This window comes from Candidatus Methanomassiliicoccus intestinalis Issoire-Mx1, from assembly GCF_000404225.1.
Lineage (GTDB): Archaea > Thermoplasmatota > Thermoplasmata > Methanomassiliicoccales > Methanomassiliicoccaceae > Methanomassiliicoccus_A > Methanomassiliicoccus_A intestinalis.
Genome location: NC_021353.1, coordinates 1,550,662 through 1,565,872, shown reverse-complemented (window position 1 = coordinate 1,565,872; position 15,211 = coordinate 1,550,662). Strand labels below are relative to the sequence as shown.

Here is a 15,211-nt window from a genome sequence, read left to right as displayed (position 1 = left end):
TGAAATATATAGTTTCATCCCAATAACTAGAATAAAACAAAGATGACGGCTCTTTGTATATCTTTGTACACAATCTATTATATCGGCATGGTATTTTAGCGGGTGAAATCATGAAGAGAGATATTATTTCGGTTTTTGATATGAAGGATGATATTCAAGACATCCTCAGTCTCGCAGCAAAGCTCAAGAGTGGTGAAAAATACACACCAGTTCTGCAGGGCAAGACACTCGCATTAATCTTTGAAAAATCAAGTACAAGAACCAGAACCTCTTTTGAAGTAGGCATATATCAGCTGGGAGGACACTCTGTACATCTGAATCAACACGAGTCGCAGATGGGCAGGGGAGAAACAATTGAGGATACTGCAAAAGTCCTCAGCCGTTTTGCCGACTGCATTGCATACCGTGCATTCAATCATTCAGATGTTTGCACTCTCGCTGAGAATGCGTCCATTCCTGTAATAAATGCTTTGGATGATCTCGAGCACCCATGTCAGATTATTGCAGATCTTCTCACAATTACTGAAAAGAAACATAAATTGAAGGGTCTTAAGCTGTCATATATCGGTGATGGAAATAATGTCTGCAACTCTCTTATGATCGGATGTGCTCTTACTGGAATCAACTTTGTAGCAGGATGTCCAGAAGGATATATGCCCGATCAGGACATAGTTGAAGAGTCTGCGAAAATAGCATCTGCTAATGGCTGTAGCCTAACCATCACGACAGATCCTGTCGAAGCCGCCACGGATGCTGATGTAATTTACACAGATGCATGGGTTTCGATGGGTCAGGAAGATCAGGCGAAAGAAAAAGAGAAGCTGTTTGCACCTTATCAGATCAATGCTGCATTAATGTCCCATGCTAAAAAAGACTGCATTTTTATGCACTGCCTTCCAGCTCACCGCGGTCTAGAAGTGACGGAAGATGTAATTGACGGCAGCCAGAGTGTTGTTTTTGATGAGGCAGAAAACAGACTTCACGCTCAGAAAGCGATAATGCTGACAATCATTCCCCATTAATCTGCTGACCGATCATCTTATCGAGTTTCAGCAGAAACTCATTTTCTTTTCCATACGGAACACTTGCGCCGGCAGCGATGTTGTGGCCGCCTCCTGTGCCTCCGCATTCTTTTGAGCTTTTAATCATTGCAAGAGACAGATCCAGGCCGCGGTCGACCATTTCCTTTGTGCCCCGTCCTGATACTTTCAGCATGTTGGAACCGTCAGATGAGTCCGCAAAAGCAATGAGGGGTCTGTCAGAACACTGCACTTCTGGAGAATTCAAGAGCATCCCGGTAATTATTCCCAAAATTGTGTCTTTAACCTTTTTTCCGCCGTTGAAGAATCTGATGTTGTTGAGAGGAACACCTGAGATCTTGTCTTTGATGCCGTTTTCTTCACCAAGCTTAACAAGTTCTATTGCGGTTTTCAGACTTTCTCTGTGCCCGCTCTGCTGATTGAGAGCACGAATGAGATATTCAGACCTGTCTCCCTTGCAGACTTCCATTCCAACTTCCGGCAGTTCATGTCTTCCGCATGCATTTAGCAGAGTGGCGAATTCTTTAGCATCAAAGAGTACACGCGCATTAGCTCTCATTTCTTCAGGGAGTTTTTCTATCCAGTTGTCTGGCGTTCCTACTGTATTTTCCGGAATGGTATAAATCTCTCCAAGAAGTTTTCTCACATCAGCTACTCCGCAGCCTCTGTTTATCATCCTGTTTACCAGCGCACTGACAATTTTAGATTTTTCATTTCTGTCAAGCTGTGTCCAGTAAATGTTCTCATTCACATCAATATCCAGCTCTGTGAAAAATCTGATGCATGATTCCCGGTCATCATTCTGATCTGTTATGTAATCAATTAACTTAGGATCTGTAGAATACTGAAACAGTATCGGCAGCGGTTTAGTCTGCTTTCCGAATGTTCTGATGTCAACTTCTGCAGTTATGCCGGCATATTCAACAGCATCTTCTACAATTTTATGATTGTATCCAGTAAGTCTGCTGTGGGCCGACTCCTGAAAATCACCTACGGCTCCAACTATTGCCAGGGCCGACAGGTCTCTGTTGCGTTCATCCATTGCAACAGCTATTGCATATGCCACACCGGAACCGGACACTTCTGAAGACCCGTCTATTCCATACAGATGTGGATTTACATGCCTCTCTTTTTCCAGAGAATCCGGTCGATGGTGGTCTGCAACCACGCATCTTTCATCCATCTTTGAATACATGCCGCTTCCGAGATCTACAAACCAGAGGACATCACACTCCTCATCCAGAATAAACTGCAGTGCAGGCGGGTCAAGTTTTTTGATGAACTTTACACTATGCTCAATCTCTTCTCGTTCCAGAGCAATGGATGCGATAGATGCTGCAGTTATCCCATCGGCATCTATATGAGCTATCACCAGTGCAGATCCAGCACTCTTTATTTTTTCTGCTGCCTCTGCAGCTCCCCTTTCAAAACCGCTTATGTCGCTCATATGTCTGCCTCCTCAATCAGTTTTTGTTTTAGAATGGAGTATGTTGTTTTGGCAATCGGCTCAAGGTTGAGAACATCCTCTTCATTGTACTTTACTAAAAGTTTCAGAGCATTTTTGCTTTTAGATCTCTCCCATGCACGCCAGAGATAGACAGCCTCTTCTCCGGTCATATACTCAACTTCCTTCTCTCTGAACATTCCCATCTGTTTTTCAATACTTTTCAGGCCTCCGCAGTATCCAGCTCTCCTGCAGGCATGGCGCAGGTCGCAGTGCGGTACTTTAGGTACTGCAAACGGGAAATGATACTCCAGTATCGGCAGGTCGAATGAACTGCCGTTGAATGTAACCAGCATTTTAGCGTCTTTCAATGAGTCAGAAAGGCTTTGGAAAGTCAGATCTTCACCTTTGACCAGCGAAGTCATTTTTCCTTTGTAATATATTCCTACCACGGTGACACTGGCATATCTGCTTCTTCCGCTGGTTTCGATATCAAGATACGCAGCATCGTCCCAAAAATTATCAAGCATTCTCCAGTGTTCCACACTGGGAAGGATCTTTGAAAAGTATTCGCTCTGCCTGTTTTCAAGAGACTGGTCTGCCCTCAGCAGCAGAGCATCCATGTTTTCTTTTCTTTCGGCAGAGATGCCCTTGATTTTTGAAGTTGATACAAAATCATTCCAGTCTAATATTCCTTCTTTCCAGAGGTTGACCTCTTTTTTCTTGCCCAGTGAAGGAAGGATCAGAAAGGTTCTCCGTATCATAGCGTTCTTTATGCACAGGTCATTAATCTTGATTTCGCAACGGGAATCGCATGAAGTATATAGCACTCAGAGTCATATGGAATTGTGGACAAGGTAGAACTTTTCGATGATATCTATGCGGTTCCGGAAAACTGCGTTTACATTCCCAGAGAAAAATGCATAATCGCTGCAGATTTTCACATAGGCTACGAATCAGCGCTGGAGCAGGATGGGATACACATCCCGCGGTTTCAGACCCAGACTGTGCAGGATGCCCTGCTGAATCTTTTAGATAAGTACTCTCCTGAAAAATTTATAATCCTCGGAGATCTCAAACACGATTTCAGCAGAAATGCAGATCAGGAGAAGAAAGACATCTCAGCCATATTGAGAATTCTTACTAAAAATACTGAGGTAGTTCTGATAAAAGGCAATCATGACAATTACCTTGAAAACATCTCTTCCAGGTTTAGCCTGCCTGTTTATGAAGAATATGAGATTAACGGGGTAACGCTGGTTCACGGGCATAAAAATATACTTTCAAGGCCGGTGATTATTGGTCATGAGCACCCTTCGATCAGACTTACTGACGGCGTAGGTGCTTTTTTGAAACTGCCTTGTTTTATGCATTTAAGATCTGAAGGTATTGTAGTTCTTCCTGCTTTCAGCCCGCTTTCTGCAGGTACTGATGTAACAAGAGCCTCTTCTAATTCATACCTGTCTCCGATACTCAAGTCTGCTAATGTCAGAGAGGCAGAGCTGATTGCATGCAGCGACATAGGCCTCATCCCTCTCGGCAAGCTCTCCTCGCTGGATGATCTGCTGCATTGATCAAGATGTTTAGAAATGTTAAGGCAGTTATGTTTGATGATTTACCATCAAAATCAGTTTTTTGTGGCTATTCATCTAAATTTTGTTGATTTAATATATATCTTATGTACCAGATATTTGCATGGCGGGTTAAACCAGCCATGAGAGCCTTTATAATAATGATACCGTGATCCCTTATTCAGACCTAGGAATTTATGTGCACATATTCTACAAGACTCTTGTCTGGTCTTTACCAATTAAACCGAAGGCAACGGGGGTAGCCTGATTCGCATCAGGAAATTTGCCAAACTTGGAGGAATCATAATGAGCGCAGAAGAATCATTAGAGAAGCTATCAGAAGTAGTGATAAAGGGAAAGATCAAGGAAGCCAAGCCACTCGCAGAAGAGGCTATTGCCGCAGGTGCCTCACCTGAAGTCATCATTTTCGATGCTTTGAGCAAAGCCATGGGGGTTGTAGGACAGAAATACGAGAGCAAGCAGTACTTCCTTCCTCAGGTATTATTGGCCGCACAGACAATGTACCAGGCCTTAGATGTAGTATTACCATTACTGAAAGCAGGCTCTGCAGCAGACACAGCCGCAAAAGTTGTTATTGGTGTAGTTGAAGGAGATGTTCACGATATCGGAAAGAACATCGTAAAAGCTATGCTTACTGGTGCTGGATACACAATATTCGACATGGGTCGCGACTGCCCAACCAAAACAATGATTGACAAAGTCAAAGCCGAGGGTGCTAACATTGTTGCTACCTCTTCATTAATGACTCCTACACTCGCTGCAATGAAAGAGATTGAGAGAGTCCTCGCAGAAGAGAACTTAAAGCCCCAGGTAAAATCCATCATCGGCGGAGGAGCTACAACAAAAGACTTTGCAGCTCAGATCGGTGCAGATGCATGGGCATACGACGCTGTAGAAGCTGTCGAAGTTGTAAAGAACTTACTGAAATAAGCTCAATACACCATCCCAAACCCCTTCCTTCACATTTTTTAAGGGGATTGGGAGTCAACCGTCAAAATATCATATTCACATATACTGAAGTCAAGAAAATTCATATATGATAAGCAAAAACTCTTTTATACAGTGTCTCTATTCGAGAAACTAAACACGTTTATTGAGATAAGGAGATTATTCAATGACCCCAAAAGAGAGATTTTTAGGAGCCCTTGCCCGTAAAGAGATGGACAGGCCAGCTGTAGGATGCGTTACACAGTCCGTAACTGTTGACCAGATGGATTGGGCCGGCGTAGAATGGCCAGCTGCCCACACTGACGCACAGATGATGGCAAAGCTCGGTATTGCAGGTGCAAAAGTTTTCGGATTTGAAAACGCTAGAGTACCTTTCTGTTTAACCGTTGAAGCTGAAGCTTTTGGAGCAACAGTCGATCTCGGAAACAGAGTAAAGACCCCTATGTTAAAGGCTCACCCTTATTCATCTGAGGACGAGCCTGTAATCCCAGAAGGATTCTTAGGAAAAGGCAGAATCGCAACTGCAATCGAGGCTGTAAAGATCTTGAAAGCAGAATATGGTGATGAGTATCCAATCGTAGCTGGTACAACTGGACCATTAACAATCGCTGGTCACTTAGTAGGAACAGAAGACCTCTTACTTATGATGATCACAGAACCAGATACAGTTCACAAATTCATCAAAGTCACAGCTGAGATGGAGAAACAGTACATTTCTGCACTCGTTGCTGCTGGTGTCGATGTAATCAACATGAGCGACCCATCTGCTTCAACAGATATGCTCTCTACAGAAATGTTTGATGAGTTCGCTCTTCCATACACAAAGCACGCATTCGAGGGAAGCGGAGATGCAAAGAAAATCTTACACATCTGCGGTAACACAACAGCTCTCCTCGACCACATGATTAACACTGGTGTAGACGCTCTGTCTATCGAAGAAAAAGTCGACTCTGCAGAAGCAGTTAACATCGTAAACGGCCGTGTAGCCCTTGTCGGTAACCTCGGATCAGTTAAGCCTCTCTACATGGGAACCCCAGAAGAGTGCGCAGCTGATGCAGCCCGTATCAGAGATGCAGGATTCAACATCATTGCTCCTGGTTGCGGACTTGCTGCTGAGACTCCAAAGGCTAACATCGAAGCCTTCGTCAAAGCAATCAAAGGATGAGATTGTATCTCATTTCAAACCCCTTCCTTTTACCTTTTTTGATATGTTGGACTCAATTTTTGCTTAGGGCTTAAATACTTAAGTTCCACTGTTTATTCTGATTTTCATGGGATATGGCATAGCATTGGATGTCGGTACAAGCGGATACCGTAGCCACGTGGTAGATCTTTCAGATAATGGTAAGATTATCTCTACAGCTATCACTATGAGGCACCCCCTTCCCGGTGCAAACGTGATGGATCACCTTCATTTTTGGATAGAGAACGGGGCTGAAGTAGGTCATAAGATTCTGATGGATACAATCAATAATCTGATTGATCTGCACCATGTCGATAAATCAAAAATTGAAAGACTGGCAGTATGCGGTAATCCTATCCAGGTCTCCATGTTTGAGAACATCGAGGTCAGGGATCTGGCATATGCTGGAAAATCAATGCTCAAAAAGCTAAACATCACGCCTCCCAACAGGCGAGGTAAGATCATAACCGCTGGAGATCTCAACCTGACAGCCCTCAATCCTGAGACAAAGGTAATCATACCTCCTGCCATCAGACATGAAATCGGTGCTGATGCTCTTGCCATGATCATTAAGTCTGGACTGCTGGATAAAAAGGAAACATGTATGGTTACAGATTATGGTACAAATGCAGAGATGGGGTTGTATCATGACGGCGACTTATATTCTGGATCTGCAGCCGCAGGACCGGCAATGGAAGGACAGGCGATTACTCATGGTATGCTTGCAGCTCCATTAGCTATCAGCGATGTTAACTTTGCAGAGAACGGCGGATGGACAAATATCATTCTCAATGATGATCTGAAACCGACAGCAGGATCCGTCATAGATCCAAGGGACGGAAAACTTCTGAAATCCTCATCTCAAAATGCTATTGGAATCACTGGTACCGGAGTCGTTTCCATTGTAGCATTAGGTATAGAATCTGGTGTAATTAAGCTGCCTTCAATTGCAACCGTTGATCACAACATCCATCTGCAGGGCGGAATGGTTTTGACAGAGGGAGACGTCAACGAAGCAGGAAAGGCAATGGGTGCAATCCGCGCTGGACATCGCACTCTGATTGAAGAAGTGGGAATCGATGATGAAGAAGTAAAAACGATGTATATGGCCGGGGCATCTGGTACATATGTCGATCCTATAAAGTCACAGACGGTAGGTATGATTCCGAGAGTCATAGATAGGACTGTACAGATTGGAAACACCTCATTAATGATGGCTTATGACCTGGTCAGGGATGATGAAACTCTGGATATGATGCAGAGTGTAGCCGATTCCATCGCTTCTAAACATATCATGTTTGCCGGCAATGAAATCTTTGAGAACATCTATGTCAGCGAGTTAGCCTACTGGACTGAGGGTATGCCTCTGGAGATGTACAACGATATGATCGTTGGCAATGGTCTCAGGCCTCTTCCTGATCTCAAACGCCCCAAACATGTAGACCGCTTAGTATTATCAGATATCCCAGTCATCGGCGGAGGAAAGCTCAAAGTGCTTGATAATGTGGGCGTATACCTTACAGGCAGCTTTGAAGGCTGCATCGGTTGCGGTGTATGTGTGGACCGCTGCCCTGAAAAAGCGCTCTCTCTTGTAGATGGTGGAAAATATGGATACACTTTGAAGATTGCAACAGAACATTGCCTGGGTACAGCCTGTAAGAACTGTGAGTCTGTATGTCCTCAGAGTGTCTATAGTTTCAGCGATCTTACGATCTCTGAAAAATGAGCACGTAAGATAAGTACAATATACCTTCAAAAAAGATGAAAAAGAAATAAAGGTATATTGTACAATATTTTTTTTAACTCAATATACAAACCGTAATCTGTAAGGTCTTGTGCAGATACACATATGCCAACCGTAAATAATTATTTTTGGTAAATTTTAAAATAGCTTCATCCGAGAATCTTCTCATTGAGCTTCAATTTCTTCATTAAGCTTTAACAATCTCTTGGCGAGATCTTCTCCGCGTGGTGTCAATGAAATCAGTTTACGTTTTCTTGGTTTAGTTTCTTGTATTATCTCGATCATCTTTCTATCTTCCAAATTTTTGAGAATATTTGATATCTGTTGATAGTTAGAAACTGCGTTCTTTAAGTCTGTAGCAAGTATCTCTGATTCTTTATTTTCTATCAAATACGTTAATACATCGAGTATTCCAGTCGTTTCTATGACTGTTTTTCCCATACGTGTTACGTAATATGTTTTTGCTAATAACATATCTGATACGAATTACGTATTCCGTAATTAATAAATAAGATTATATAGTATATGTGTATATTACATATTACGTAATATAAAACTATATTTCACAGGTGAATTTATGAAAGAAATAACCAAAGAAAATGTTACATTGTTGGATGTGTTAGTATCACTGCCAGATTCTTCTTCGGTGAATGGCATTACTCCTGCAAAGCTTTCGATTAAGTATAATATTTCAGAAATGTCATCAAAAAGAGCTTTAGACATCCTAGTGGAAATGGGACTAGCAAGTGTTTTAGAATGTGAAACTTATATTGAAAGTTCAGAATCAGAAGATTTTCTGAGGGTTCTCAATGCTCTCCAATTATCTTTAGTGGGGTGACATTAGGGTTTACTCATCCATCGCTGATACACATTGGAGTCAGCATTTCTATTTTTATTTGAAATATTTATTGGGTAATATCTTTAACGAAATTCTGTTCTGGTCAAGGTCATCACATAACTCATCAAGATATGAAAGTAGCTATAAATAGTCATTAAGCCTCACTCATCCAATCAAAGTTAGATAATGATTTGATTCAATGATCTCTGATCCTTTATAAAAAACTTTGATAATTGTATTTTTGATATTTTGTTTTTAAATATCGCCTTTTATGCAAAAATATTTTAATTACTATCACGTTATACATACTAAATGCAAAAATATTGCGGTGAATTCGATGGATAAAACTGATGTAGAAATCCTCAAGATTCTTAAGAAAAACTCTAGGGAAAATCTAGCCACTATAGCAGATCGTCTTGGGATTTCGAAAGCCACCGCATCCAGGAGAATTGCAAAGCTTGAGAGCGGCGGAGCAATTTCATCTTATTCTCTAAACATAAATTACAGTGACCTTGGAATTATACGTTCATTGATATCCATCCAGATTGAAGGAACTTTTGTAAATGAGGTAATCGATCCAATCCGATCATTTCCTGAAATTGCTGCTGTTTCTAAAGTATTCGGGGACTACAGTCTGATTTGCGAAGCTTATACCAGGAGTGTTGATGAGCTGTATCAACTGATTCAGGAACGAATCGTCAAGCTTCCCAATATCAGAAATGTGGATGTAAGTATCATCATTTCTACTGAGGCCTCACATTTCACTCCAGATCTGGATATTCTCGTTAAAAACTCACCATGATCTGTATTAACCCGCGATCTTACTTATCTTAATACAGTTTCTGGTCAAATCATCGACCTGAACTTAATGCATCCGACCAGATTTGAGTCTATCTACTCATGCGTTGTCGATATGGCTCTGATCATACAGTGGAACACTGATGGTGTCGTGTACAACCCCTGTGGAATCACCTTGGGTGCCGAACGCTATGCCAAAATCCAATGATGTAGCATCACCAATGGCCGACATGTCTACGTCATATTCTATAATGCACATTCCATGCCCTCCGCCAGGCGGTGTGTATGGCCTACAAAGAGTTCTGGCAACTTCCACCATGATATGATATTTTTCCATATCTCCCGATGTACTCCAAGTGGCAACATAGTCGTCAGAGGTGTTTCCTCCGATGCTGCAGATAATATCAGTTATAGAAAGACAACCCAGGGCATAAAACTGAATCCCACCTGTGTCTTTTTCTTCCACATTGGTATTCGCTACCATCTTTATATGAAGATTATCATTTTCTTTTGAAACAAAAAATGTTCCGTTGACGAACGAATCAGTCACAGACTCATCAGAAATGTTAAATTCTGTTATGGACATTAATCCATCATTAGGCACGACATATCTTTTTTCGTTGCCTTTGCTATTGTCAATTATGTAAAACCCGCCAGCTATTATTACAACCGCGATAAATACTGTAATCAATGCTACGATATTCTTTTTCATACGAATCATCAACCCGCTGACGCATAGACTCAGGCAACTGTTTTCATCATAATTTCAATGGAAGCTAGTAATAATATTTTATAAAACGTAATGCAGTTGATATATATAAATATGCACAACTGCATTAATTATATTAATATTGATTAAGAAATCAAACATACCCAGTGATCGTAAAAACCATCTCTTTCATTTTCCATCAACTTGGTTTTTCGACCTGATAGCTCTGCCCATTCCTTTACAATACCTGCTTCCTGCTCGCTTTCTACAGTCACGATTATGTTCTGGCATTGTTCTATCAATTCTTCAATAATATCTTTCCAGATGTAGGCTGTATGTGTGCTTATACTCCCTGCCATCAATGCCAATCCGTATTTACAGTTAGGAACGTAAAATGAGGCATAGCGTGCGTCAATGCAGATACTTTCATCTGCCTTGAGGCGGCCGCTTTCAATGCCTAGATGAAGCAGAGATGCGTCATTGTCATAACTGACTGGTGAATATCCTAGATCTCTGAGAATTAGTGCCCCCATTCCTGATCCGCATCCGCAGTCCAGGCATTTCTCTCCGGCGCCGTTTCCCCAGACTTCTGATATCAGTTCTTTTACTTTTGAAGCCCTGTCCGGTGAAAAGTCTTCAATGGCAGGAGGGACATCCTGACATAAGAGGTCCATGTAATATTCCCTGATTGAATTCATGAGGGTTTCTGTATCTAACTCTACAGTGTCTCCATCAATCTCCTCAAACTTTTCAACTACTTCTACAACCGGCGGTCTAAGAATAAATACGCAGCCTCTCCAGTTTTCTCCAGACTTCAGAGCAAAAAGTGCCGGCCATCCCTTCTCATTAATAACCAGTTTTGCTTCAGTCCCGGTTTCAAGAAGAATCTCATCAGTATATGCTTCATTAATTAATGATTCAAATGTGGGCTCAATCAGCTCGATCGAGGGAATGCCTAAAAGTTCATGGAGTTTCATCAGCGCCTTGATGCTCTTATGAGATATATCTAAATCTCCCGAACCTGCCTGATCATTTGTCATAAGAAGGTTAAATTATCACATAGCTGATTTACGCATTCATGAAGCTGGGCCACACACCGAAAAAATACACTCACGGAGGTCATCATGCCGTTGATCCAGAAACAACTTTGAAGCGTATCGAACCGCTTGCTGAAGTTGCAGGGATAACAAGGACTGCAGACATAACAGACCTCGATCGTATCGGAATACCGGTTTTTTCGTCAATAAGACCATCTGCAGAGAGCGGGGCCATTTCAGTATACAATGGAAAGGGTCTTACCAAAGACGAGGCAAAAGTGTCTTCGATCATGGAAGGAATAGAAAGATACTGTGCAGAGCAAGGCAGCATGCAGGTTGTGCGTGCAGGTGTGGAAGAGTTTATGGCAGCAAACAATGCGGTCCATCCGATGGATCTCATTCTGCCTCAGGGTGCAGCCTACACCCTCTCAAGATATCAGGTGGGGTGGGTAAAAGGAACAGAGCTCAATTCCATGAGCGAAATGTGGGTTCCGGCATCAGCGGTATTTCATCCTTATTCATCTAAATTGGACATGATGCTCTTTAGAACTTCCACAAACGGTCTGGCATCTGGAAACACGCTGGAAGAAGCAATTCTCCACGGCCTGCTGGAAGTTGTAGAACGGGATTCATGGTCATTTACAGAATACTACAGGCGAGTCAACGGAGACATTGAAATCCCGGGCTCCGGGCCTGTGAAAGACCTGGTGGATAAATTCACTGCCAAGGGAATAGAGGTGCATCTGAAGGATCTGACATCAGATATTGGAATTCCGACTATTGCCGCAGCGACTGATGATGTAGAAATGCAGGATCCTGCTCTTTTAACGCTTGGCATCGGGACGCATTTAGATCCGGAACTGGCTGCAGTAAAGGCCCTCTTGGAAGTGGCGCAGAGCCGTCTGACTCAGATTCACGGCGCCAGGGAAGATACGGTAAGGGGAGAAGCCGCCAGAAAGCTTGGATATGAAAGGATGAGGCGTATCAATAAAATGTGGCTTGAGGACTCTGAAAACTCAATCTCTTTGGATAGCTTCCCTGATCAAGTTACAGATGATATTTTTGACGATCTGCAGATCACAAGAGCCAGGCTGAATGCAAAAGGTTTGAACCGTACCATAATTGTTGATCTGACTCGTGAAGAAATTGGAATTTCAGTCGTAAAAGTCATTGTTCCCGGCATGGAAGTATTTGCGATAGATGACGAAAGAGTCGGACTGAGGATGATGAACGGCAGATGACAACATTCGTCTACGTAGGTCCAAGCATGCCTCATGAGGATGCCTGTAAGATATTAAATGCAGAATATCTGCCGCCTGTTAAACGGGGAGACCTGCAGAATATCCCAGATGATGTGGATACAGTCGTCATTATAGACGGGGTTCTGCTGAATGATGCTGCTGTTGGGCACAGAGAGATACTTTCTCTCCTGAAATCCGGCATAAATGTGATCGGCGGAGGCAGCATGGGAGCTCTCAGAGCCGCTGAGTTGGGCTCATTCGGAATGAAGGGATTGGGAAGAATTTATGAGGAGTATAAATCAGGCAGAGTGGATGGAGACGATGAAGTCGTTTTAGCTTACGATCCTTTTTCATTAGCACCTCTCTCTGAGCCGTTAATCAATTTCAGGCTCAATTTGTACGAAGCGGTCAATAATGATGTAATTAGCAAAAATGTTGCAGATGAGATAATATCTGCCTTAAAGAAGGTATATTATCCTCACAGAACAGACAAGAAATTCACAGAAATCGTATCATTATTTTTAAATGAGCCTGAATGCGGATCTTTTTTAACTTATTGGAATTATAACTTTAAAGATTATAAAAACCTCGATGCAAAGATCATCTTGGAAAGTCTGAAAAAATAATGCAAAAAATTTGCATTTTAACGAACGTTAATCAGCTTTATTTTGCTGGGTAGTTTTCTCAATGCCCAATTGGGATGGATGGATGAACCCTTTCTAATCAGCAATTATATAAGCTTCGCTCTCTTTTACGTTAAACATACAAGGGGGTTCGGTTTTCACTGAAGTACTGCTTCTGATGAAAATCAACTAAAACTTTTTAGCTAGACAGAGGGGACTTTGTTTGGCTTGGAAAGATTAATTAGGAGGTAGAAAATTGGCTAAATACAAGGACAAAATAGACTTGTATGACGAGAGGGGTAAACTCATTGAGAGTGGCGTTCCATTAGACGCTATCAGCCCGTTATACAACCCTGCTATCCAGAGAACTGCTTCCTTGGCTAAGAGGACAATCGCTGTCAACCTTGCTGGAATTGAGAAGAGTCTCAAGTCTGGCCGCGTTGGCGGTGGATACATCAAGGGCAAGGAAATCGACGCACCTGTCGTTGCAAATGCAGAAAAAGTCGCTGCAAAAGTAAAAGAGTATGTCAAAGTAGACAGCAGCGATGATGACACAGATGTTCGTGTGTTCTCCGAAGGAAAGAACATGATTGTAATTGTTCCTTCCCGCAGGATGGATGCTGGTGTCGAGTACACCACTGGATTTACAACTACTGCAGCCGCTGTTACCCAAGCAATCATCGATGAATTCGATGTTGATATGTTCCACGCCAACATGGTTAAGGGAGCTGTTTGGGGCAGATATCCACAAACTCTTAACTTCGTCGGATCTAACCTTACATCTATTCTGGATGTCCCACAAGTTAACGAGGGATCTGGTTACGCTTTAAGAAACATCAAAGCTAACCACATCGTTGCTCTAGCTGGAAAGAACTCAATGAATGCTGCAGCCCTCGCGTCAATATTTGAACAGACTGCTATGTTCGAACTCGGTGACGCTATCGGACCATTCGAGAGATACCATCTCTTAGGTCTCGCTTATCAGGGTTTGAATGCAAACAACATGACAATTGATCTCGTAAAGGCAAACGGATCCACTGGAACCGTCGGTACTGTTATTGAATCACTTGTTGACCGTGCTATTGAAGACAAAGTAATTAGAGTAAAGGAGAAGCTCCCATCTGGATACTGTGTATACACAACCGATGACTTCCCACTCTGGAATGCATACGCTGCAACCGGTATGCTTGCCGCAATTATGGTAAACGTCGGTGCTGCAAGAGCTTCACAGGGTATTCCATCAACAATTCTCTATTACAACGACTTACTTGAACACGAAGTAGCTCTACCTGGTGTAGACTTTGGACGTTCAATGGGTGTCGCCGTTGGTATGTCTTTCTTCTCTCACTCCATCTATGGAGGAGGAGGCCCTGGTCTGTTCCACGGTAACCACGTAGTTACAAGGCACTCTAAGGGTTTCGTTATCCCTGCTGTCGCAGCTGGTTGTTCATTGGATGCTGGTACTCAGTACTTCTCCCCCGAAGCCACATCTGGCTTAGTTAGAGATGTATTTGGAGACATTCCAGAATTCCACGCACCACTCAAATGCGTTGGCGAGGAGGCCAAAAAACTAATGTAAATGGTTGGTGACTAAAATTATGAGTACTGAAACAAAAGAATCCGTTCCGCTGCCAGAAATTTTGATATTTCCGGCACGCATGCTATCTGCTGGCACAACAGAAAAACTACTGAATAATATCTATGAAGTACCAAACGTACGACAAGTAAACATCAGCGGCGAGGCTCTGCCTGCTGTTGTGGGGAACGGACCTGCTAAAGGGACACTTGTAAACCACCCCGAACGCAAAGTGATTAACGTAAAGGGAAGGGAGTATGAGCTTAACCTTCTGGTAGGAAGAGTTTTTGTTGAAATCAATGATATAGACAATGTGGATAAGGCCGTTGAGGAAATCAAAAAGATTTGCGACGATCTTCTTCCGTTTGGATATAACCTTGAAGTAGGTAGGTACTCAAAATTCCAACCAACTATCACTGATTACAAAAAAATGTAAGA

The 15,211-nt window shown here is 42.5% G+C and carries 16 protein-coding genes; 11 read left to right on the top strand and 5 right to left on the bottom strand.

The annotated features are described in order from the left end of the window. Window positions 1–110: 110 nt before the first annotated feature. Window positions 111–1,022, top strand: coding sequence for an ornithine carbamoyltransferase (gene argF / locus H729_RS07540; RefSeq protein WP_020449413.1), 912 nt, complete (start codon window positions 111–113; stop codon window positions 1,020–1,022). Here the strand turns inward: argF and H729_RS07535 are convergent. Beyond that, window positions 1,009–2,487 (bottom strand): single-stranded-DNA-specific exonuclease RecJ, encoded by a 1,479-nt coding sequence (locus tag H729_RS07535; RefSeq protein WP_020449412.1) that lies wholly within the window; start codon window positions 2,485–2,487, stop codon window positions 1,009–1,011. The two genes, argF and H729_RS07535, sit on opposite strands and share 14 nt — an antisense overlap. Then, window positions 2,484–3,248 (bottom strand): ribonuclease H-like domain-containing protein, encoded by a 765-nt coding sequence (locus H729_RS07530; protein WP_020449411.1) that lies wholly within the window; start codon window positions 3,246–3,248, stop codon window positions 2,484–2,486. The genes H729_RS07535 and H729_RS07530 overlap by 4 nt, the downstream gene beginning before the upstream one ends. 84 nt (window positions 3,249–3,332) lie before the next feature. Between H729_RS07530 and H729_RS07525 the strand changes: the two genes are divergently transcribed. The 4 genes from H729_RS07525 (at window position 3,333) to H729_RS07510 (ending at window position 7,933) form a co-directional block, all read left to right on the top strand. Beyond that, the gene (locus tag H729_RS07525; protein WP_020449410.1) at window positions 3,333–4,058 is read left to right on the top strand and encodes a metallophosphoesterase; all 726 of its coding nucleotides are present in this window, start codon (window positions 3,333–3,335) and stop codon (window positions 4,056–4,058) included. Between the two features lie 303 nt (window positions 4,059–4,361). After that, on the top strand, window positions 4,362–5,006 hold the full coding sequence (locus tag H729_RS07520) for a cobalamin B12-binding domain-containing protein (protein WP_020449409.1): 645 nt from the start codon (window positions 4,362–4,364) through the stop codon (window positions 5,004–5,006). A gap of 184 nt (window positions 5,007–5,190) precedes the next feature. Further along, on the top strand, window positions 5,191–6,189 hold the full coding sequence (locus tag H729_RS07515; RefSeq protein WP_020449408.1) for an MtaA/CmuA family methyltransferase: 999 nt from the start codon (window positions 5,191–5,193) through the stop codon (window positions 6,187–6,189). A 106-nt stretch (window positions 6,190–6,295) separates the two neighbouring features. Beyond that, window positions 6,296–7,933, top strand: a complete 1,638-nt coding sequence (locus tag H729_RS07510) for a methylamine methyltransferase corrinoid protein reductive activase (protein ID WP_020449407.1) — start codon at window positions 6,296–6,298, stop codon at window positions 7,931–7,933. 183 nt (window positions 7,934–8,116) lie between these two features. Here H729_RS07510 and H729_RS07505 read toward each other — a convergent pair whose 3' ends face one another. Beyond that, window positions 8,117–8,392, bottom strand: coding sequence for a helix-turn-helix domain-containing protein (locus H729_RS07505; RefSeq protein WP_048134049.1), 276 nt, complete (start codon window positions 8,390–8,392; stop codon window positions 8,117–8,119). A gap of 136 nt (window positions 8,393–8,528) precedes the next feature. Between H729_RS07505 and H729_RS07500 the strand changes: the two genes are divergently transcribed. After that, complete coding sequence (locus tag H729_RS07500; protein ID WP_020449405.1) at window positions 8,529–8,789, top strand: hypothetical protein; 261 nt, start codon at window positions 8,529–8,531, stop codon at window positions 8,787–8,789. Window positions 8,790–9,126: 337 nt separating this feature from the next. Beyond that, window positions 9,127–9,591, top strand: coding sequence for an Lrp/AsnC family transcriptional regulator (locus H729_RS07495; RefSeq protein WP_020449404.1), 465 nt, complete (start codon window positions 9,127–9,129; stop codon window positions 9,589–9,591). Between the two features lie 96 nt (window positions 9,592–9,687). Here H729_RS07495 and H729_RS07490 read toward each other — a convergent pair whose 3' ends face one another. Both H729_RS07490 and H729_RS07485 read right to left on the bottom strand, forming a co-directional pair. Then, entirely contained in the window at window positions 9,688–10,299 is a 612-nt protein-coding gene (locus H729_RS07490; RefSeq protein WP_020449403.1) for a hypothetical protein, read from the bottom strand. A 143-nt stretch (window positions 10,300–10,442) separates the two neighbouring features. Continuing rightward, window positions 10,443–11,336: a class I SAM-dependent methyltransferase gene (locus H729_RS07485; protein ID WP_020449402.1), complete on the bottom strand. Its 894-nt coding sequence runs from the start codon at window positions 11,334–11,336 to the stop codon at window positions 10,443–10,445. A gap of 38 nt (window positions 11,337–11,374) precedes the next feature. Here H729_RS07485 and H729_RS07480 point away from each other — a divergent pair, with 38 nt between their 5' ends. From H729_RS07480 to mcrD, 4 genes are all read left to right on the top strand, one after another. Next, a complete protein-coding gene (locus tag H729_RS07480) occupies window positions 11,375–12,574 on the top strand; it encodes a YcaO-related McrA-glycine thioamidation protein (RefSeq protein WP_020449401.1) in 1,200 nt (399 codons plus the stop codon). Next, window positions 12,571–13,200 (top strand): TfuA-like protein, encoded by a 630-nt coding sequence (locus H729_RS07475; RefSeq protein ID WP_020449400.1) that lies wholly within the window; start codon window positions 12,571–12,573, stop codon window positions 13,198–13,200. Before H729_RS07480 ends, H729_RS07475 begins: the two co-directional genes overlap by 4 nt. Before the next feature lie 253 nt (window positions 13,201–13,453). Then, a complete protein-coding gene (gene mcrB, locus H729_RS07470; RefSeq protein WP_020449399.1) occupies window positions 13,454–14,776 on the top strand; it encodes a coenzyme-B sulfoethylthiotransferase subunit beta in 1,323 nt (440 codons plus the stop codon). A 19-nt stretch (window positions 14,777–14,795) separates the two neighbouring features. After that, on the top strand, window positions 14,796–15,209 hold the full coding sequence (gene mcrD, locus H729_RS07465; RefSeq protein ID WP_020449398.1) for a methyl-coenzyme M reductase operon protein D: 414 nt from the start codon (window positions 14,796–14,798) through the stop codon (window positions 15,207–15,209). The last annotated feature ends 2 nt before the right edge of the window (window positions 15,210–15,211 follow it).

Excerpts from the sequence above, each read along its gene's own strand:
- H729_RS07530 (WP_020449411.1), bottom strand. The coding sequence starts at position 3,248 with ATGATACGGAGAACCTTTCTGATCCTTCCTTCACTGGGCAAGAAAAAA.
- H729_RS07500 (WP_020449405.1), top strand. The coding sequence starts at position 8,529 with ATGAAAGAAATAACCAAAGAAAATGTTACATTGTTGGATGTGTTAGTA.
- argF (WP_020449413.1), top strand. The coding sequence starts at position 111 with ATGAAGAGAGATATTATTTCGGTTTTTGATATGAAGGATGATATTCAA.
- H729_RS07515 (WP_020449408.1), top strand. The coding sequence starts at position 5,191 with ATGACCCCAAAAGAGAGATTTTTAGGAGCCCTTGCCCGTAAAGAGATG.
- mcrD (WP_020449398.1), top strand. The coding sequence starts at position 14,796 with ATGAGTACTGAAACAAAAGAATCCGTTCCGCTGCCAGAAATTTTGATA.
- H729_RS07485 (WP_020449402.1), bottom strand. The coding sequence starts at position 11,336 with ATGACAAATGATCAGGCAGGTTCGGGAGATTTAGATATATCTCATAAG.
- H729_RS07495 (WP_020449404.1), top strand. The coding sequence starts at position 9,127 with ATGGATAAAACTGATGTAGAAATCCTCAAGATTCTTAAGAAAAACTCT.
- H729_RS07510 (WP_020449407.1), top strand. The coding sequence starts at position 6,296 with ATGGGATATGGCATAGCATTGGATGTCGGTACAAGCGGATACCGTAGC.
- H729_RS07520 (WP_020449409.1), top strand. The coding sequence starts at position 4,362 with ATGAGCGCAGAAGAATCATTAGAGAAGCTATCAGAAGTAGTGATAAAG.
- H729_RS07535 (WP_020449412.1), bottom strand. The coding sequence starts at position 2,487 with ATGAGCGACATAAGCGGTTTTGAAAGGGGAGCTGCAGAGGCAGCAGAA.
- H729_RS07490 (WP_020449403.1), bottom strand. The coding sequence starts at position 10,299 with ATGAAAAAGAATATCGTAGCATTGATTACAGTATTTATCGCGGTTGTA.
- H729_RS07475 (WP_020449400.1), top strand. The coding sequence starts at position 12,571 with ATGACAACATTCGTCTACGTAGGTCCAAGCATGCCTCATGAGGATGCC.
- H729_RS07480 (WP_020449401.1), top strand. The coding sequence starts at position 11,375 with ATGAAGCTGGGCCACACACCGAAAAAATACACTCACGGAGGTCATCAT.
- H729_RS07505 (WP_048134049.1), bottom strand. The coding sequence starts at position 8,392 with ATGGGAAAAACAGTCATAGAAACGACTGGAATACTCGATGTATTAACG.